The following is a 20,180-nucleotide window of genomic DNA, read 5'->3' as shown; positions in this document are numbered from 1 at the left end:
CTATGCCCTCTAGCTTTTTTGGAGGCAAATATGACACATTTAGTAGATTTACGGAAGAAACCTTACAACCTTGACGAAGAGGCTATTTCTTGGATTGAAGAAACCATTGCTCAGATGACCTTGGATGAAAAAATCGGTCATCTTTTTGTCAACATGGGTAGCCAGCGAACAGAAGAATATCTAACAGGAGTCCTAAATGATTATAAGATTGCTGCTGTTCGCTATAATCCTGGACCAGCAGCAGATATTTGGGTGCAAAACTATATTTTGCAGACCAAGTCTAAAATTCCTCTTTTGATTGCAGCAAATACCGAATCTGGTGGGAATGGTGCTGTTACGGATGGAACGAAAATTGGGGATGAAATCAAGATTGCTGCGACAGCCGATCCCCGCTATGCTTATGAAATGGGGAAAGTTGCAGGACTTGAAGCAGCTGCGGTAGGCTGCAACGCCTCCTTTGCACCGATTATGGACCTAAGCCGTAATTGGCGCAATCCAATCATTGCAAACCGAACTTGGGGAGCTAATGTAGACCAAGTCATTGAATTATCCAAAGAATACATGCGTGGCATTATGGAACACGGCATTGTGCCGTTTGCTAAGCATTTTCCAGGCGATGGCATTGATGAACGTGACCATCATCTCTCTTTTGCTTCGAATCCCATGACCAAGTCTGAATGGATGGAAACATTTGGACGGATTTACGGTGAGATGGCTGACGCAGGTCTTCCAGGTATTATGGCGGGACACATTCATTTGCCAAATGTTGAGAAAGAAATGCATCCAGAACGTGAATTGGATGACATGTTGCCAGCTTCGCTGAATAAAACCCTCTTGGATGAATTGCTTCGTGGAGAGTTAGGTTACAATGGAGCCATCGTCACGGATGCCAGTCACATGATCGGTATGACAGCATCTATGCCGCGTCGAGAGCTATTGCCTACAGCTATTGAGGCAGGATGTGATCTGTTCCTTTTCTTCAATGATCCAGAAGAAGATTTGCAATGGATGAAAGAAGGGTTGGGAAATGGTCTGCTTTCTGAGGAACGCCTCCATGATGCTCTTCGTCGTACCTTGGGCTTGAAAGCTAAGCTGGGTCTTCACCAGTTTGAAGGTCGCCGTCAGGAAATCATGTTACCAAAAGAAGAAGCGCTAGCTTTGATTGGTAGAGATGAGGCGAAACAGCTTGCCAAAGAAGTAGCTGATAAGGCGATTACCTTGGTAAAAGCCAAACAAGAAGGAATTTTCCCTGTCAATCCAGAACGCTACAAACGTATTTTGTTGGTAGAAGTAGATGGCTATAAGGGTGGTTTTGGCGCCATGATCAATGCTGGCAAGAAGAGAGCAGCCGATACGTTGAAAGAATTATTAGAAGCTCGAGGTCACCAAGTATCTATCTGGGAAAATACAGAAGCACGGATTGCTAAATTACCAGAAGAAGAAAGACCAGCAGCGATTGCAAATGTCTATGCTTCCAAGCGTCCTATTGCCGAAATCACAGATAACTATGATTTGATTATCAATTTAGTCGATGTCAACTCAGGAGGGACAACTCAGCGGATTATTTGGCCAGCTGCCAAGGGAACACCAGACCAGCCTTTCTATGTTCACGAAATTCCAACCATTGTTGTCTCTGTTCAGCACCCATTTGCACTTGCAGATATGCCACAGGTTGCAACCTATATCAATGCCTATGATGGCTTGCCTGTCACTTTAGAAGCCTTGGTTACCAAATTAGCAGGAGAGTCAGCCTTTACAGGAGTATCGCCTGTAGATGCCTATTGTGGTTTGGTAGATACACGTATTTGGCGAGGAAAATAAGGAGGAAAAAATGCCTAGATTGGTTGATTTGCGGAAGAAACCCTATTGTTTGGATGAAGAGCAGATTGCTTGGGTGGAAAATACCTTGGCTCATCTGACTGATGAAGAAAAAATCGGTCAATTGTTTGTTAATCTATTCTTCTTCGGAGGAGATGCTTTTAGCGGAAATAATCTGAGTAATCAGGAATTGATGAATCGATACCACATAGGTGGTGCCCGTTATATGAATGGCAGTCCAGAACAGGTACAAGGACTGATTAACGAGTTGCAAAGCTATTCAAAAGTACCTCTCTTGGTTGCAGCGAACTGCGACTCAGGTGGAGATGGAGCTGTGAAAGGAGGAACCTATATTTCCTCAGGCGCTCAATCTGAAGCCAGTCGGGATCCTCGTATTCCCTACTTAGCAGGTCTCGTATCTGCGCGCGAGGAGACTGCATTAGGTGTAAATGTCAACTTTGACCCTTGCGTGGACATTGTTCAGAATTGGCGCAATACTATCGTCAATACCAGAGCCTACGGTACAAATGCTGATGATGTTATTGCCTATACCAGTGCCTATTTAGAAGGATTGACTGCTGAAAGAGATGTGATTCAATGTATCAAGCATTTCCCAGGAGATGGTACAGAAGAACGTGATCAGCACCTAGTCCTCGGTGTCAATGAGCTCTCTCCAGAAGAATGGGACAAGAGTTTTGGTCGTGTCTATCGTCATCATATTGAAGCTGGTGTTGAGATGATTATGGCGGGGCATATAGCCTTGCCATACTACCAACAAACATTGAATCCAAGTTTGAAAGATAAAGATATTTTGCCTGCAACGCTGGCTCCCGAATTGATTCAAGATTTATTGAAAGAAAAACTGGAATTCAATGGCTTGGTCATAACAGATGCCAGCCACATGTTGGGGATGACAGCAGCGATGCGTCGTGAAGACTATGTCCCTGCAGCTATTGCTGCGGGTTGCGATATGTTCTTATTCTTCAATAACTTAGAAGAAGATTTTGAATTTATGCTCAATGGCTACCGCAAGGGAGTGATTACTGAAGAACGCCTTCATGATGCTCTCCGTCGCATTTTAGGTCTGAAAGCCAAACTCAATCTGCATATCAAGCAAGCGGAAGGAACCTTGCTAAAATCAGCTGATGAATTGGCTATTATCGGCTGTGAAGAACACTTGACTTGGCAACGTGAAGCAGCAGATAAAGCAATTACGCTGTTGAAAGATACACAGAAAAATCTTCCAATCAGTCCAGAAACCCATCGCAGAATCCGTTTGTATTACCTGGAAGGTGAAAAAGAAGGGATTATGGCGGCAAGTACAGAAGTGGTTGATAACCTTAAAGCTGCCTTGGAAGCGCGTGGTTATGAAGTGACCGTCAATGATGGTACGACTCGGATCAAAGGAAAAACGTTGCAATACCGAGAAGAAGTTGATTTAGCCTTGACTGTTGCCAATGTCATTGGATATGGAGCGCAGAATAATTACCGTATCCAGTGGAAAACGGCCATGTCCAATGAAGTTCCTTGGTATGTACATGAAGTTCCAACCATTTTCGTTTCACTAAACTATACAACTCACCTTCACGATGTTACCATGGTCAAAACTGCTATCAATGCCTACCATCATAATAAAAACACGATTGAATCCCTTCTTGATAAATTAGAAGGAAAAGATGACTTCTATGGTGTGCCAAATGAAAATGTTTGGACCAATAAATGGCAGGCAAAACTATAAGAACCTGTATCAACAGTTCAGCACTTCCATCTAAGGATAGTTTTTGGTAAAATACAGCCAGAATTCCTTCAAAAAACAGCCTTGATGAGCGAAAAACTAGTTCTTATTTAAAGTACTTCGCTTGTGAGTATATGTTTTAAATGTAAACTCCTTTCTATCCTAGATAGAGGGAGTTTTTATGGGAAGATTTCTTGCCAAACTTTCTTATTTTTGATAGAATGTTCTTAATTGAATAGAAGTCTGTGAGACTAGTACACCTATGGAAACTGTCCAGGGAGTTGAGCCGTGACTGCAAGCTCAATCAGTGAAAGTTGGTCGAATTCACTCACACAAGGACTTAGAACCTGTATTCACAGTTCAGCACTTCCATCTAAGGCTAGTTTTTTCAGCTACTCATCGTTAGTTTTTTTCAAAATACAGTCAGTATTCCCTCAAAAAACTGCCTTGATTAGCGAAAAACTATCTCTTATGTGCAAGCACTTTACTTGTGAATACAGGTTCATAGAACTAAGGTCTGCCTAGCAGATGAAAACGGATGGTACCGCGTGACAACGCTCCGATACGAGTGGTGTCATGCGTTTTTTTATTGGAGGAATTATGTCAAACATTGAACAACAGTTGGCTGAATTAAGCCAAACGACACTAGAAAAGTTAAAAGAAATCCAGCACCAAGGCGAAAAAGAACTACAAGACCTGCGTGTTGCGGTTTTGGGTAAAAAAGGGTCCTTGACCGACTTGTTGAAAGGCTTGAAAGACCTATCTAACGACATGAAACCAATCGTTGGTAAACAGGTCAATGAAGTGCGTGATGTGCTGACGGCTGCCTTTGAAGAGACAGCTCAGAAGGTTGCGGCAGCGAAAATTCAACAACAATTAGCATCCGAAACTATTGATGTGACCTTGCCAGGTCGTCAGGTCAAGGTCGGAAAACGTCATGTCTTGACCCAAACTTCTGAGGAAATCGAAGATATTTTCTTGGGTATGGGATTCCAAATCGTTGACGGATTTGAAGTAGAAAAAGACTACTACAACTTTGAACGTATGAATTTGCCAAAAGACCACCCAGCACGTGATATGCAGGATACCTTCTACATTACAGAAGAAATCCTTATGCGGACGCATACGTCACCTGTTCAGGCGCGTACAATGGACCAGCATGATTTCTCAAAAGGTGCCTTGAAGATGATTTCGCCTGGACGTGTTTTCCGTCGTGATACGGATGATGCGACCCACAGCCACCAGTTCCACCAGATTGAAGGCTTGGTTGTCGGTGAAAATGTATCAATGGGTGACCTCAAAGGTACGCTTGAAATGATTATCAAGAAAATGTTTGGTGAAGAGCGTCAAATTCGCCTGCGTCCGTCTTACTTCCCGTTCACAGAGCCTTCTGTTGAGGTGGATGTTTCTTGCTTCAAGTGTGGTGGTGACGGCTGTAACGTATGTAAGAAAACAGGCTGGATTGAAATCCTCGGTGCCGGCATGGTCCACCCACAAGTATTGGAAATGAGTGGCATTGACTCAACCAAGTACTCTGGATTTGCCTTCGGTCTTGGTCAAGAACGCATTGCCATGCTTCGCTACGGTATCAACGACATTCGTGGTTTCTATCAAGGCGATGTACGATTCTCGGAGCAATTTTAACGTAGCACTACTTAAGGCTGACAAAGTCAGCTCTTAAGTAGACGGGAAACGCTATTCTGCGACTTCCCTAGCTACCTTACTAGGATTTCAAGCAAAAAATATTGTTTTGCTTGAAATCCGTCGTAATCCGATAAAGTTAGTAGATTGTTGTTTGAGAGAAACGGTAGCTGCTATAGCGGTCTACCTACTCCCCTCACTAGTTCTAAGGTTGAAAAAAGTGTCGTTTTCAACCTTAGAACGTCGTAACTCCGCAGGAGTGAGTAGAAGGAAATCGCCATTAAGCGATTTTCCTAGCTACCTTACTAGGCTTTCAAGCAAAAAATATCGTTTTACTTGAAATACCGTCGGACTCCGATACTCATAAATGGTGCTAAAGCACCTATTTATGAGACGACAGTCGCTATGGCGAACTGCCTAATCGTCTCACTAGGTTTAGAGTTGAAAAAATATCGTTTTCAACCTTAGAGCGTCGTAATCCGATAAAGTTAATAGATTGAGAGAAGCGGTAGCTGTTATAGCGGTCTACCTACTCCTCTCACTAGGTTTACAGTTGAAAAAGTAGTGTTTTCTAAAAAAATAAAGAAAGAAAAGTTATGTTAGTAAGTTACAAATGGTTAAAAGAACTGGTTGACTTTGATGCGACAAGTCATGACTTGTCTGAAAAAATGTCAACAACAGGAATTGAAGTAGAAGGGGTTGAGCAAAAGAGTGCTGGCCTTTCTAAGTTGGTTGTCGGTCAGGTTGTGTCTGCTGAGTCCATTCCAGATACCCACCTCAATATCTGTCAGGTCAATGTGGGTGAGGAAATCACGCAAATCGTTTGCGGTGCTCCGAATGTCAAGCCTGGCATCAAGGTGATCGTCGCTCTGCCAGGAGCTCGTATCGCTGGAAACTACAAGATCAAGAAAGGCAAAATTCGCGGCGTTGAGTCTTTGGGTATGCTCTGCTCATTGAGCGAAATCGGTGTGTCCGACTCTGTGGTGCCAAAAGTATATGCGGATGGAATCTACCACCTGCCTGAAGATGCAGTCGTGGGTGAGCCAATCTTTTCATATCTGGACCTCGACGACGAGATTATCGAGCTGTCTATCACGCCAAACCGTGCGGATGCACTTTCTATGCGTGGCGTGGCTCACGAAGTGGCCGCTATCTATGACAGCAAGGTCAACTTCAAGCCTGTGACCTTGGAGGAAAGCGACAAGAAGGCCAGCGATGTGATTGAAGTGGCCATTGAGTCAGACAAGGTGGTTGCCTACACAGCTCGTGTCATTGAAAATGTGACCATCGCACCGAGCCCACAGTGGTTGCAAAATCTGCTCATGAACGCAGGTATCCGCCCGCTCAACAACGTGGTGGACATCACCAACTACATCTTGCTCTATTTCGGTCAGCCAATGCACGCCTTTGACTTTGACAAGTTTGACGGCAAGAAAATCGTGGCTCGTCAGGCAAAAGAGGGTGAAAACTTGGTAACGCTTGACGGCGAAGAGCGTGACTTGATTGCTGATGACATTGTCATTTCCGTTGGGGACAAGGCGGTTGCCCTCGGTGGTGTCATGGGTGGTGCCAACACAGAGATTGACAACAACTCCAAGACGGTTGTGCTGGAAGCGGCTCTCTTTGACGGCAAGTCTATCCGCAAGACCTCAGGTCGCCTCAACCTTCGTTCTGAATCCTCTTCTCGCTTTGAAAAAGGCATCAACGTGGCGACTTTGACGGAGGCTATGGACACAGCGGCTGCTATGATTGCGGAACTGGCTGGCGGTCAGGTCTTGTCTGGTATTGTTTCTGCGGGTAGCGTTGACACTTCGGATGTCCCAGTCACAGCGACGATTGATTACGTTAACCGCTCGCTCGGGACCAATCTGGACTATGCTCAAATCGCAGACATTTTCCGTCGTTTAGGTATGGAAACAACTGGCGATGCAAGTCAGTTTACAGTAGCAGTACCGCGTCGTCGTTGGGACATTCGCATCCCAGCAGACTTGGTAGAGGAAATCGCACGTATCTATGGCTATAATAATCTGCCGACCACTCTTCCAAAAGAGGACGGAACAGCAGGTGAGTTGACCCTGACCCAGAACATCCGTCGTCAAGTGCGTAGCCTGGCAGAAGGTGCAGGACTGACAGAAATTATTTCTTATGCCCTAACAACACCTGAAAAGGCAGTGGAGTTTGCGGCTCGTCCAACCACAGTCACCGAACTCATGTGGCCGATGACCGTTGACCGCTCTGCCCTTCGTCAGAATATGGTGTCTGGTATGCTGGAAACAGTGGCTTACAACGTGGCTCGTAAGAACAAGAACTTGGCCCTCTACGAAATCGGTAAAATCTTTGAACAGTCTGGCAATCCAAAAGAGGACCTGCCACAAGAAATCAATAAATTTGCCCTTGTTTTGACAGGTTTGGTAGCTGAGAAAGACTTCCAGACACCAGCTGTACCAGTTGATTTCTTCCATGCCAAAGGTATCTTGGAAGCTATCTTTGCTCATTACAAGTTGGCCGTTGACTTTGTGGCGACTAGTGAAATTGCAGCCCTGCACCCTGGTCGTACAGCTGAAATCCATTTGAATGGGGCTGTGATCGGCTTTGTCGGTCAGGTACATCCTCAAACGGCTAAGGACTACAGTATTCCTGAAACTTACGTGGCTGAAATCAATCTGGATGCGATTGAAGAAGCTCTCCAGCCTGCTCAGCCATTTACCGAAATCTCTAAATTCCCAGCGGTTAGCCGTGATATTGCCCTGCTCTTGAGCAGTGATGTCAAACACCAGGATGTCCTGGATGCCATTGCGGCTGCGGGCGTGAAACGCTTGACCAAGGTGACCCTCTTTGACGTCTATGCGGGTAGCAATATTGAGGCTGGTAAGAAGTCTATGGCTTATAACCTGACCTTCCAAAATCCTGCGGACAGCCTGACAGATGAGGAAGTGGCTAAGTATATGGAGAAAATTAGTAAGTCGCTCGAAGCGCTTGGTGCTGAAATTCGTTAACATGTAAATCTTGTGAAATCCTAGTCAGCGGGCTAGGATTTTTTGGAGGGAAGTATGAACACTCAAGATATTCAAGAAAAATTTTTCCGAGATGGAAAGTTGCTTGTCATTCCGAAGAAATTAAAAAGTAAGCAGGTCTTGTTTGCCTACTTGCAGGAGGAATTGGCTAAGAAGGGCTCGACATTTACAGAAAAAGATGTCAATGCCTTTCTAGCTGAGATTTATGATGACTATGCTATTTTAAGATGTTACTTGGTAGATTATGGCTACTTATCGCGTGACCAGTATGGTTTGGAATACAGAATAGAAGAACAGAACTGATGTCATCGAGTAGAGAAAGGCTGGTAATCTGATTTTATCAAATCCTAGTTTTCAGACTGGGATTTTTTGCCATTTTTTTATAGAATAACTGGAAATTTCTTGTGCAAAATAGTATAATATATACAATTAAAGACTGGTTTTTCATACTAGATAACCTATCAAGCAGATTTGCTCTTGCTGGTCTTAGAACCGAAGGCTAAACGAAAGGGGTAATCTATGCTAAATAGTGATATTCGTGCGAAAGCAAGAGATATTAGAAGTACAACAGATGGGATGATTTTCTTGTTTATGCCCCCTATTTTGATTTCTTTTCTCTCTACTCTGGTTACATCTTACTTGAAGCTTGCTTATGGCTGGGCTGGTATCCCTATTTTTAACAAAACGATTGAGGAATTTGGAAGTGTTCGTAGCTTTCAAATCCACCTATCTCCACCAAGCATATTTTTTAATCTGGCTATAGAATGTTTGATAATCACCGCTTGTTTTCAGCTCATACGAGTTGTTCGAAAAGAAGGTTGCCGTCTGACTTTCATGGATTGTTTTAACCGACTGGATGAGAAGAATATCTTCCCGCTGGTTTTAACAGTTGTCATTCGAAGAGCCTTGCTCTTTGTGTGCAGTCTACCGATTTTGATTGGAACCAGTTTGATTACCTGGGCGCTGTTAGATGAGGGAGCTTTAGGAGCTATCTATTTTGGACTACTACCAGACATCGGTGCTTTGTTTCATTCTAGTAGTATGCAATTAGGGCTAGCCTTGCTCATCATAGGTGGCTTAGTGACCAGTTTTATTGGCTATAGTTTTAGTCTGGTCGAATTTCTACTCTACGACCATGTGGAAATTAGGACCTATTCCTCACCTTTGGTCTTATTCAGACAGAGTTGGCAATTGATGAAAGGAAATAGATGGCGTTTGTTTTTGCTAGACCTGTCTTTCCTGGGCTGGTTTATCGGTATTTTCATGACTTTGGGATTGCTAGCTTTCCATGTTTATCCATATTATTGGACCTGTAGGGTCTTGTTTTATGAGGACTTGAAGGCAAAAAATCCTCTTGTCTTTAAAAGTCTTTTCTCAGAAAGCAATCGGTTTATGTCATCGTCGGTAGTTTAGCTTTTTCTTTAGTAGAGCGAATGGTTGAGTTAACAAGTAGAGAGTTGAGAGGAGGGATGATTATGTGGATGAAGGAGAAGATGGCAGAAGCTACCCTAATCCGTGAGGAAACCCAGGGCATGACGGTCGCCTTTTCGCCTGTAGTGGTATTGTCTATTTGTCATCTTGTAGGGGGCTTACTTGCTGCTCTAAGAGGCTTTCTTCTGCTTAGGCAGGATAGCAGTCTGGTTGTAGAACGCTTGGTAGCCCATCTCTCTCTGGCCCTGGTCACTAGCTCGATATTGAATGCTATCATACACATTCTCCTTGGTCTAGCAAGCTTTCAGCTAATGGACTTTCTCAAAGGAAAAGTAGATAAGCTTAATGTAAAGGGCAGTCTGTTCCTTCCCAGAAAGGAGTGGACAAAACCAGTCTTAATCACCCTAATTTTCCATTACTCGATTGATTTTATAGCGGGGCTACCGCTGGTCCTGGGTATTGGCCATCTCATCGCCGGCTTAGTTTTACATAGTTTGATGATTTTATCGCCTGGGGCAATGGCAGAGCTGGCACTTTATCATCCAAGCCAATTCTTACAGACAGGCTTCATTCTTCTGGTCCTTGGAAGTCTAATCTATTTCTTTATCCATTATCGCTTCTCCCAGACCGTATTTGTTTTATATGACCAACTAGCAGAGGACCGCTACCATCAGCCTAGAGCTGTTTTTCAAGAAAGCCAGCTATTGATGAAGGGAGCTTATTGGAAAGCTTTCTGTTTGGACTTGGCATTTTTTGTCTGGTTTATCAGTGAATGCCTGACCCTCAATGTTCTATCATTCTATGTCAGACCTTATTATCAAATCAGCAGAGCTATTTTTTATCAGGATTTAAAAGAAAGACTGTCAGCTAGTGAATAGCCGACAGTCTTTCTTCATTTTGTTGAGCTGTATTTTTATTTTTAAAGTAGAGGTCGTAAACCAACCAGGCGATGACAAGACCTTGGACGATGAGGCTGATAACGGATCCTTCCACACCGAAAGCGCCACCTGACAACCAGTCTGGTCCAGAGGTTTCTACTGCGATAAAGGCTTGACCAGCCTGGTTACCGCTCACTGGAAAGGCGAAGACATTTCCTTGGAAACAATTCCATGCGGCATGGATACCACCAATCACCCAGAGATTGCCTGTTTTCAACATGACCAGACAGGCCAGAATGGCAAAGAGGGTCAGGTCTAGGATAGGAATGAGGGAGATAGCATTATTTCCCAAGTGGAGAAAGGTGAAGAAGAGGGAAGAAATAAGGATACCGACAGGGATATTGTGCTTGGTAGCTAGGGAAGAAAACATCCAGCCCCGAGTGAGTAATTCTTCGGTCGTTCCCTGAACGGACCAGGCCAAGACCAGAATGAGAAATTCTCCCAGAAAGGCGGGCGAAACATGGAAGCTAGTAAACTGCACGACACCAAAGGCCCACATGAGCAAAACACAGGCTGTTAACATGGCTGCACCCAATCCCCAACCGTGTAGGAAGTCTTTTAGGGCTCCTTTTTTTGTCATCCCAAGCCCAAGCCAAGGACTTTTTTCAACAAATCTTGCCCAGAGGATAACAGCGAGGCTGATAAAGGCAAAGGAAAATAATTCCAAACTTAGTGATACAAATGGGTCATAGATGTAGTTGAAAAATAAGGTCATTATGACTATATAGCCGATAATTTCCGCTAGAATCATCAAGATAATGCCCACGATAGGCGATAGGATAAAATTGAGGTTAAAGCGTGATGTTGCTTTTTCACTGATAAATTCTGTTTTCATAAGAACCTCCTTGGGTATGCTTGCTTTTAGTTTATCATATTTTCCTATGGAAAGCTAGACATTCTCTTAATCAGTATGGTAAAATGATACAAAAGTATAGTAGGAGAACATCCATGAATTTAAAGAATTGGTTATCAGATTTTCAATTTGGACAACACCAATTGGTATGTCCGTTTTTCTATGCTACACCACTTGCTTTGAGATTTGAAATTGGTCCTGCAGAGGAGGCTGAAACCCTCCCTAGAAAAGTTTATCTGGACCGAGCTTATGCGCGTGCAGTTGAACTGATGGAGCAGGTAGCTTCAGAATACGACTATGTGGTTCTCTCCCTTCTTCAAGAAGAAGAAAGGGATATCAACACTTACCTCTGGCATTTTACATCGAAATACAACTTTGACAAATGTCCGGAGCCTGAGCTGATAGAGATGGAGGACTGGACGGGGGATGTGCTAGTCTTTGAGCGCTATCTTTTCCCTGTCACTGACCAGGATTTGAAAGCTCTCTTGTGGGAGATTATCCGAGCCGACCATGGTGGTTTTCACTATCTTTCTGCTTCTGTTTTCTTCCTATCTAGCAAGGAAAAGGTCATTTATCATTGCTATGATGATAGGGGAGTGGATATTGCTATCCCTGATGATGACAAGCGTTTGAAGCTTAGTAGGGACCATAAAGATATTCTTGTGGAGTGCCATTTATAAATGGGATGGAGGGGCTAGAAGACCATATTTGGTGGTGATGTATAATCTCTTATATAAAAGCACTTCACAAGTGAATACAGGTTCAAAAAAATCCACAGTAAGATCTGTGGAAAATATGGTATGCTAGTATGGTATAAAAGTGCTCCTGTATCCAGGAATGGATGTAGGAGAAAGACGGTGGTTACTTTCTAAGTGAGAGGATGGTGATGCCTATGTGCAACTCATCAAAATCTGACGGAAAGGGGGTAACAATCTTTTACAGCGTTTGAAGTGGTACAAACTTTATTGAGTTTTAGTGGTTTCACAATCGCCTTGATAAGTTTGCGCTATACAATCTTCAAAGATGATGACAAAAAGAAATAGCCGTCAAAACTTTGGGGAGTGACGGCTATTTCTAAATTAGCATAACACGAACCACCGTTTTAAAATGCTCAAACGGTCTGGGAGACTGTTTGAGGTCGTTTCTCGAAAAACGGAAGGAAACGATACTGGGATTGAGTTGGCGCTCAATCCCTTTTTCAAAACCATTATACCACAAACTAAAATCGTTTGACAAATGCTATATGAAGTTTTAGAAAACATTAAAATGTAGGCAAAATCTGAGGAAAATATGGTATAATAGAACAGTAGAAAAGTTCCAAAAGCGGGGCGGAAATTTGTTTTGGGAGGTGGTGCCTATGCAGTACCGAACTAGAAAGGTTTGCCGCAATGTCTGTAGCAGAGGCCCTCGGGCTGATGTTTCAGTTTGGCACGTTACTAATCGTGCTACTGACATTTATTTTTAACAATCGTAAAAAATAAAAGACAGCCAACCGCTACGAAACTTTGACCGAGTGAACTAGCAGGTTGACTGTAATCTTCATTCGTCCCGTCTTTAAAACGGTTCTACTGGGATTGAGTTGGCGCTCAATCCCTTTTTCACCCTTATTATACCACAAAGTAAAATCGTTTGACAATTTTTTATATAAATCATCAAAAAAGGCTGGACAGAACCTAATTTAATAGAAACGGAAGATTGGACGGGAGAAGTGCTGGTCTATGAACGCTATCTTTTTCCGGTCGCTGACCAAGATTTGGAAGCTCTGTTGAAGGAGATTATCAAGGCCGACCATGGTGGCTTTAACTACCTTTCTGCTTCTCTTATCTTTCTATCTAGTCAGGAAAAGGTTCTGTATCATTGCTATGACGATAGGGGAGTGGATATCGCGGTGGTGGATGATGACAAGCGTCGCCAGCTTTTTACAGACTGCCATGACCTGCTTTTTGACTATGATATGGAGGAGATGGTGAGGAGGATGGATTTTTAAAAACTAATATAAAAATGCCCATGATATACTACGTATACCATGGGTTTGACTTTCAGTCAAACCCTAACAACAACAGTCCTATCACAAAATAAGATTAGGAATCTGAATGGTGTGTTTAGTATAATAACGTGGGTTATTTTTTCATCAAACGCTCCTTTTGTACTAATACAAATGTGTTAGGAAAAGCTAGGAGATCTTATGGCAAAGTTTGATATTATTACAATCGAAGACAAGATTCAGCAGTTATTGGAAGACGGCTTTGACCAAGCTTCTTTTATCTATGAATTCTTGTCTTTTTATGATATTCCAAAAGCGACTATCACCCGTATCCGTAAAGAACAAAGTGGTGAAATCAAGAACAAATTGTATTACAAGACGGTTCCTACTGATAAGTCGGTTGTGGCAGGTGTTGCTGAGATTGAAGAAGGAATTAAGGATAAAAAATCACAACTTAGAATGAGATATTTCATAAATTATAAAGTGTGTGAGGTTGAAAATACGTAATATGAATAGGCAGAAAAGGATAGTAAGAGGTTTTAATAGTGGGAAACTCAATATTAAATAAAGCAAAATACAGTGGGAATAATACAGATGAATGGTATACAGATTATAAAACCGTAGAAAGTGAAGTACAACATTATGAATCTCAATTCATTGGGAAAAAAGTACTTTGTAATTGTGACAACCCATATGATTCCGCTTTTGCAAAATATTTTCTGAAAAATTTCAATCGATTTAACTTAAAAAAACTGGTATGTATTTCATATGCAAACTCGGAGATTCATTCAAGTGAAGATGGCAGGGGGCTTATTCTGGAGATTGACGAAATGTCACCTGCTATCATTGATTGTTTAGATGAAAACAAGCTCTTTGACATGTTCGTAAATGATAGAAAGCTTCGAAAACTAACTGGTGACGGAGATTTTAGAAGCCCAGAATCTATAAAGTATTTAATCGATTCTGATATTGTAGTGACAAATCCACCTTTTTCTAAATTTTCAGAATTATTCTCATTGCTAACTAAGTATCATAAGAAATATCTCTTGATTAGCAACCAAAATGCAATAACATACAAAGAAATTTTTCCTTATATAAAGAAGAATGAAGCTCGTGTAGGCTACCATTTTGGAGATATGTCATTTAGGGTTCCAGATAGTACTGAACCAAGAAAAACAAGGTTTTGGGTGGACGAATTTGGTCAAAAATGGAGAAGTTTAGGAAATGCAATGTGGCTTACAAATTTAGAGGTTCCCACTAATAGCAAAAAGAAGCTTGTTTTGACTCACAAATTCATAGAAGGTAATTATCCGAAGTATGATAATTTTGATGCAATTCACGTTTACAGAGTTTCAGAAATACCAATGGATTATTATGGAATAATGGGTGTGCCACTTACATATTTGAAATATCATAATGATGAAATATTTGAAATTGTTGGAGAGGCAAATCATGGTTCTGATAATGAGTATGATCTTTTTAAACCAAAAATAAATGGTAAAGAAATGTTTAAGCGAATATTGATAAAAAGACGAGAGAGTGATAAAGAAATGGAATTTAGAATACTTGATTTATTTTGTGGTGCAGGAGGTATGTCGTATGGAATGCATAAAAATCCTCATTTTGTAACAAAAGTTGCATTAGATGTTAACGAAAAGGTCGCACAGACGTTCAGAAAAAATATCCCAGGCTCAGAATTGATTATAGGAGATATAAAGGACAAAGAGATAAAGAAAAAAATAATAGATCTTTCGAAAAAAAATAAAGTAAATATGATTATTGGTGGACCACCATGTCAAGGGTTCTCGTTAAAAGGTAAGAAGTTAGGGTTAGAGGACCCTAGGAATTTTTTATTTATAGAATTTCTTCATTTAGTTAAGGTGTTGCAACCATTAGTTTTTGTAATAGAAAATGTAAAAAATTTGATGTCGACATCAAACGGTTGGTTTAAAGAACAAATTATAAATGAGATAAAGAAACTAGGTTATGAAGTTAGTGTAGGCATACTTAGAGCAAGTGATTACGGTGTTCCACAAAATAGAGAGAGGGTCATTTTCTTATGTAGTAAAAAAAATGCAATTTCGTTACCAGAGCCAACAGTCAAAAGCTTAACAACAGTTCGAGATGCTATTGAAGATTTAGCGTATTTGAATTCAAATGAGGGTGATTTTGAACAGAGTTATATCACAGAAGCAAGAACAGAATATCAAAAGCTTATGAGGAAAGATAGTGTGAAACTATATAACCATAAAGCCTCCAATCATTCTGAAATTGCAATTCATAAACTTAGCATGATTCCACCAGAAAAAGGTAAGGAATATCTTCCAAAAAAACTTTTAGGAAAACAAAAATATAAATCAACGTGGGGTAGATTGAAGTGGGATGAGCCATCCCCTACTATAGATACAAGATTTGATGCAGCATCAAATGGTACAAACAATCATCCATTTTTACATCGTTCTATTACACCGAGAGAGGCCGCACGAATTCAGTCGTTTGATGATAGATTTATTTTCTATGGTAGTAAGGTTGATATTAGAACACAAATTGGTAATGCAGTGCCACCGCTTATGGCGAAGGCTATTGCTGATCAGATTTATGAAAATTTTGTCAATAATGAGGGTGAGGTAATTGAAAATGAATAATCAAATGGCTTATTTAGTAGGTATGATATTAGGAAATGGAGAAGTACAAAGGGATACCAATTACACCACAGTTACGATAGAGATACCCCATAAAAATTTACGAGATGATGAAGGGTTAGAAGTTTCAGTATATGTAAAAAGTAGTTTAGCTGATATTAGAAGTATTATTGAGCCGCTGTTAGGACATTCACTGCCTATTTCACAAACAAAGAATGTAACAAGGGTGTCTTTTACAAAGTCTAATGAAGATTATACTATGAGAGAGATTCTCAGATTTATTGGAAATGGTGTTCACCATTCAACTATGGTAATGAATGATGAATTATTTAATATGACTATTGATGAGAAGAAGGAATTGCTCAGAGGGGTAGCGGACGTGACTGGCTACATTAGGAAAAGTAATCTGGCTTTTGGTCAAGATGGATGTCATAGAGTGTACATTGAGATTCCAGGTAACTGGCAATTTGTTATAGATATAGCTAATATGTTGAAAACATTAGATATACCCGTTCAAACAATAGATTTTGGTCATCCTAACTTCAGAGATTCTAATTTAAAAAAATATAAGCAAGGAAAAACGAAATATTGGAAAAAGGAACACCAGGTTAAAATATGGGCAAATGAGTTTCTACCTATAGGATTTAATGTTGTTCACAAGCAAAGGGCATTAGAACGATATGCAGAAGAATTACTTGATTATTTAGATGAAAATAAAACCCATCAATTCTATTGGGAGAAAGCTGTTAGGTTAAGAAGCAAGCCGATTCACCCAATGGAAAATGATGATAGTTTACCCGAAAAAATAAGAGGAAAGCATTTTGATTCATGGACTCAATTAGCAAAAGAGTTAGGATATGGCGAATAAGGTAAGAAGTGAATTTGAGTTATACCCAGGTATGGTCAAATGGTTAGATACATACCTTAGGGAAAAGTTTAAAAACAAGAGGTGTGAAATATTTGTATTAGATTGTCACTCCGTATATTTAGATTCAATTTTAAATAAATATGATGTAATACAATATTTTCCACAAGTTGTTGGATTGAAAATTGAAATTGATGTTTTGGGGATTGTAAGATGGAAAGATAGAGCTGAAATCTATTTTGTTGAAGCGAAAAAGACAGCGTTAACTCTTCCAAATTTAGGACAATTATTGATATATTGTAAACTTTGTAATCCCGAAGAAGCATATTTATTATCATCTGATGGGTTAGGGAGCCTACAAAAAGTTTTAATCAATTTAAAAAGAGAAGATTTGCTTGATTATGGGAGTGGAAAACGAATAAAAAAAATTAATGTAGCCAGATGGGATATTTCGAAGGATGGAGTAGATAATCATTCTATCATACCTAAAATATAGAGTTTTGTGGTTTAAAAAGGGATTGCTTGAATTAGAAGATGGGCACACTTAATGTTGTAAAGCAGGATGCCTTCTACGATAAACGTGTTCAACTAGAAACCATTTCTCCAACGGGTAAAATAGTTTCTGTTACTGAATGGTTTGTGGTAGAATTAGAACAGATTGAACAAAAAATAAATGAGCTTTTTAAACAACTAAATTTATGATATCTTATCAGCTAAATTAAAGGAGAATATTTATGATGGGAGCATTTCTATTTTTTACATTTTCGATTTGTTATCTGGTGGGCTGTATCGCCATAGCGATTGGTCTCAGACGTAGGAAGTAGGAGGAAAGACAAATGGAAGAACTCTTTATGAAACTCTTTATTTGGATTTTTATCTTACTCTGGTCCTCACCTGTAATCATTATCGCATTGGCAGGTGCTTGGGTCATTTTATGCCTATTGTTTGGCAGAAAAAAATAATAGTTACGAGCATTGCAAAAGAACACAGGCTAGCGCAAAATGCTAGTATATTTCAGATATTCAGGAAGGGGTTGCTATGCCTTACCGTAAATTAACATCAAGAGATCGGACTTTTATCAAAGGACAGACGGATCGCTTGCTGAATCAGATGAAGAGCAATGCGGAATATGTGGCGACTGTCCAGACCTATGAGGCGGCCAAGGCCCGTGCCAACCAAGCCTATTTGGCTATGGAGCTGGAAGACGACCCAGAGAAAAAGCTACGATTGGCAAAATTGGTTGAAACCTATACTGCCCAAGCCCAAACGATACTGGATGATTGGGAAGTGCGAAATAGCAGAGCAGAAAAGGAAGCTAGGAATATTAAGTTAATCTTGTGGCTGACCGTACTGTTCACCCTTAGCTTTGTTTTTCCAGTCAATATCATTCTAGCTATTCTTTTTGCCTTCTGGTTTTATCGGAATTACCTTCGTTCCAGTAAATCCGACCGAGTGACTAAGACCGCCACTAACCAGTCTTTGACAGAAGAGGAAAGGTTTGAAGAATGGCTGACAGAAAAGATTGTCATCCTCAACAAGGACAAGCGTGAGTGGACAGAAACCGTCTTGTCAGCCTATGACGATTTGGATGCTATTGCGGCAGGTCATTGGCAAATGGATGAGCAGGATATCGAAGCTGGTAAGAGTATTCTTCAACGTTATCGAGCTATTTTAGCTGACATTGAAAAATTGCCAGATTCTGACCAGAAAAGCTATTATTTGGAATTTCATCAAGAAATGATAGCTGATTTGGAAGATGTTTTTGAACAACTTCACATAGAATAAAGAAAACCGGTAACAGTACAAGGCTGTTGCCGGTTTTGTTATTCGTCTACGGAAAAGACCAGGACCATGATTTGTATAAAGGTAAAGCCAAGGATGAAGGGCAGGGCGGCCCAGGAAACGACTTCAATCATTTCGCTGACGACCAAGCTTGGTCTGGTAAAGATGTCCCATGAATTGAGCCGTGCATAGCGTCCGATGTGAATGGCAAAGCTGGATAGAAGGGAAAGACCGCCAATCAGAAACAGCCTGAACCAGTAGGACTTGATAGAGAAGGCAGAGAAAATCAGCCGCAGGCTTTCCACGCCAGTCATGACCCCATAGAAAATACTTGGGACATAGAGCATGAAAAGAATCATGCTTTCCCGTTGCCAAAGGACTGTGTTGGCAAAGTGCATGTGGACGATGTCCGTCACCATGTAAAAGGTGTTGGGGTAGAAAAAGAGCCAGAGAAGGCCAGTAATGATTTTGAGGATATTAGATTTTGTGTGGTTGGTGAGAATTGCAAAATCTAGTGCCACCAAAGCCAAGAACATATTCCAAGTCAAGTCAGGTGCTGTGACACCATAACGCTTTAGACCAGCAGCGATGATGAGGAAAAAAATATGGATAAAAACATTTTTCTTAGTAAACATAGGAAACCTCTTTCTGTAGAATATAAATGCTAGTATATCATATTCAGGAAGAAAAAGGGGACTTGTCATCACATTGTTAGGACTTGTTTAAGCTTGGATTAAAAAAAGAAACAGCAACCTGTTTCTTTCAACTCAATTATTCATCAACGGCAAAGACCAAGACCATGATTTGCAGGAGGGTAAAGCCAAAGATAAAGGGGAAGGTATCCCAGGTAATTGCTGAAATCATGCTAGAAAAAACTGTCACAGGGCGGATAAAAATATCCCAGGACCGAATGTTGGCATAGCGACCGATATAAATAGCATAACTCGCAAATAGAGACAGACTGCCGATAATTAAGAGACGTAGTCCGTAAAATTTAATATTATATCCCTTGAAAATAGCTTCTAAGCTCTCAACACCAGCCATGATACCAAATAAGATACTTGGGATATAAAGCATGAATAAGAGTAAACTACTACGTTCCCAAAGGGCAGTGCTGGAAAATTGAATATTGACTAACTCAGTTAACACATAGAAGGTATTTGGATAGAAGAAGAGCCAAAATGGTGTGATTAAGAGCTTGCTGGCAGTATGATTATTTTGGCGGACCAAAATAGCAAAGTCCAAGGCCAACAAGGCCCAGAGCATATTCCAAATGAGTTCCGTATTTTGAACGTCATTTAAGAGCATTCCGACACAAATAATAACAAAAAACAAATGTATCAAGAGATTTTTAGGTGTAAACATAGATAACCCCATTCTTTTTCATAACTTCTTCTAGTATAACATATCTTAGTAGGATTGTGGAGGGAATGATTATTTATAAAGCTTTTAGGACATTAAAAATATTTTTATGCGC

20 protein-coding genes and 1 pseudogene are annotated in these 20,180 nt (G+C 40.7%); 18 read left to right on the top strand and 3 right to left on the bottom strand.

The features are described 5' to 3' along the window. The first annotated feature begins 30 nt into the window (after positions 1-30). The 7 genes from C1E58_RS03755 (at position 31) to C1E58_RS03725 (ending at position 10,517) form a co-directional block, all read left to right on the top strand. Positions 31-1,821, top strand: coding sequence for a glycoside hydrolase family 3 protein (locus C1E58_RS03755; RefSeq protein ID WP_105209396.1), 1,791 nt, complete (start codon positions 31-33; stop codon positions 1,819-1,821). 10 nt (positions 1,822-1,831) lie between these two features. Beyond that, positions 1,832-3,556, top strand: a complete 1,725-nt coding sequence (locus C1E58_RS03750; protein ID WP_105209395.1) for a glycoside hydrolase family 3 protein — start codon at positions 1,832-1,834, stop codon at positions 3,554-3,556. A 597-nt stretch (positions 3,557-4,153) separates the two neighbouring features. Further along, positions 4,154-5,197 (top strand): phenylalanine--tRNA ligase subunit alpha, encoded by a 1,044-nt coding sequence (gene pheS, locus C1E58_RS03745; RefSeq protein WP_002939760.1) that lies wholly within the window; start codon positions 4,154-4,156, stop codon positions 5,195-5,197. Between the two features lie 593 nt (positions 5,198-5,790). After that, positions 5,791-8,190, top strand: coding sequence for a phenylalanine--tRNA ligase subunit beta (pheT, locus tag C1E58_RS03740; RefSeq protein WP_105209394.1), 2,400 nt, complete (start codon positions 5,791-5,793; stop codon positions 8,188-8,190). Positions 8,191-8,244: 54 nt separating this feature from the next. After that, positions 8,245-8,511 (top strand): DUF2087 domain-containing protein, encoded by a 267-nt coding sequence (locus C1E58_RS03735; RefSeq protein ID WP_105209393.1) that lies wholly within the window; start codon positions 8,245-8,247, stop codon positions 8,509-8,511. 216 nt (positions 8,512-8,727) lie between these two features. Next, positions 8,728-9,621 (top strand): DUF975 family protein, encoded by an 894-nt coding sequence (locus C1E58_RS03730; RefSeq protein WP_105209392.1) that lies wholly within the window; start codon positions 8,728-8,730, stop codon positions 9,619-9,621. 56 nt (positions 9,622-9,677) lie between these two features. Then, positions 9,678-10,517 (top strand): DUF975 family protein, encoded by an 840-nt coding sequence (locus tag C1E58_RS03725; protein ID WP_161951262.1) that lies wholly within the window; start codon positions 9,678-9,680, stop codon positions 10,515-10,517. Here C1E58_RS03725 and C1E58_RS03720 read toward each other — a convergent pair. Beyond that, entirely contained in the window at positions 10,507-11,412 is a 906-nt protein-coding gene (locus tag C1E58_RS03720) for a CPBP family intramembrane glutamic endopeptidase (RefSeq protein ID WP_105209390.1), read from the bottom strand. The genes C1E58_RS03725 and C1E58_RS03720 overlap by 11 nt on opposite strands. Positions 11,413-11,525: 113 nt before the next feature. Between C1E58_RS03720 and C1E58_RS03715 the strand changes: the two genes are divergently transcribed. From C1E58_RS03715 to C1E58_RS03675, 11 genes and pseudogenes are all read left to right on the top strand, one after another. Beyond that, positions 11,526-12,110, top strand: coding sequence for a DUF3885 domain-containing protein (locus tag C1E58_RS03715; RefSeq protein ID WP_105209389.1), 585 nt, complete (start codon positions 11,526-11,528; stop codon positions 12,108-12,110). 270 nt (positions 12,111-12,380) lie between these two features. Continuing rightward, complete coding sequence (locus C1E58_RS12595) at positions 12,381-12,473, top strand: putative holin-like toxin (protein WP_105209388.1); 93 nt, start codon at positions 12,381-12,383, stop codon at positions 12,471-12,473. Positions 12,474-12,818: 345 nt separating this feature from the next. Further along, positions 12,819-12,911: a putative holin-like toxin gene (locus C1E58_RS12590; RefSeq protein WP_221622108.1), complete on the top strand. Its 93-nt coding sequence runs from the start codon at positions 12,819-12,821 to the stop codon at positions 12,909-12,911. Positions 12,912-13,099: 188 nt separating this feature from the next. Next, positions 13,100-13,417: pseudogene (locus C1E58_RS03700) on the top strand (DUF3885 domain-containing protein); the annotation flags it as partial. A gap of 198 nt (positions 13,418-13,615) precedes the next feature. Continuing rightward, positions 13,616-13,921 (top strand): hypothetical protein, encoded by a 306-nt coding sequence (locus C1E58_RS03695; RefSeq protein WP_193441734.1) that lies wholly within the window; start codon positions 13,616-13,618, stop codon positions 13,919-13,921. A gap of 38 nt (positions 13,922-13,959) precedes the next feature. Continuing rightward, positions 13,960-16,059 (top strand): DNA (cytosine-5-)-methyltransferase, encoded by a 2,100-nt coding sequence (gene dcm, locus C1E58_RS03690; RefSeq protein WP_105209387.1) that lies wholly within the window; start codon positions 13,960-13,962, stop codon positions 16,057-16,059. Then, a complete protein-coding gene (locus C1E58_RS03685) occupies positions 16,052-16,924 on the top strand; it encodes a hypothetical protein (protein WP_105209386.1) in 873 nt (290 codons plus the stop codon). The genes dcm and C1E58_RS03685 overlap by 8 nt, the downstream gene beginning before the upstream one ends. After that, positions 16,914-17,417 (top strand): hypothetical protein, encoded by a 504-nt coding sequence (locus C1E58_RS03680; RefSeq protein ID WP_105209385.1) that lies wholly within the window; start codon positions 16,914-16,916, stop codon positions 17,415-17,417. Before C1E58_RS03685 ends, C1E58_RS03680 begins: the two co-directional genes overlap by 11 nt. 38 nt (positions 17,418-17,455) lie before the next feature. Continuing rightward, on the top strand, positions 17,456-17,623 hold the full coding sequence (locus C1E58_RS11990) for a hypothetical protein (RefSeq protein ID WP_193441733.1): 168 nt from the start codon (positions 17,456-17,458) through the stop codon (positions 17,621-17,623). Between the two features lie 134 nt (positions 17,624-17,757). Continuing rightward, complete coding sequence (locus tag C1E58_RS12505) at positions 17,758-17,883, top strand: hypothetical protein (protein WP_269088931.1); 126 nt, start codon at positions 17,758-17,760, stop codon at positions 17,881-17,883. A 76-nt stretch (positions 17,884-17,959) separates the two neighbouring features. Then, entirely contained in the window at positions 17,960-18,706 is a 747-nt protein-coding gene (locus C1E58_RS03675) for a hypothetical protein (RefSeq protein WP_105209384.1), read from the top strand. A gap of 38 nt (positions 18,707-18,744) precedes the next feature. Here the strand turns inward: C1E58_RS03675 and C1E58_RS03670 are convergent, their stop codons facing one another. Both C1E58_RS03670 and C1E58_RS03665 read right to left on the bottom strand, forming a co-directional pair. Then, a complete protein-coding gene (locus C1E58_RS03670; RefSeq protein ID WP_105209383.1) occupies positions 18,745-19,338 on the bottom strand; it encodes a DUF1361 domain-containing protein in 594 nt (197 codons plus the stop codon). 136 nt (positions 19,339-19,474) lie between these two features. Beyond that, positions 19,475-20,068, bottom strand: a complete 594-nt coding sequence (locus tag C1E58_RS03665; protein WP_105209382.1) for a DUF1361 domain-containing protein — start codon at positions 20,066-20,068, stop codon at positions 19,475-19,477. Positions 20,069-20,180: the final 112 nt, after the last annotated feature.

This window comes from Streptococcus suis (assembly GCF_002964575.1).
Classification (GTDB): Bacteria; Bacillota; Bacilli; order Lactobacillales; family Streptococcaceae; genus Streptococcus; species Streptococcus suis_R.
The sequence above is the reverse complement of the archived record's forward strand: the minus strand, read 5'-3'. Positions and strand labels throughout refer to the sequence as shown.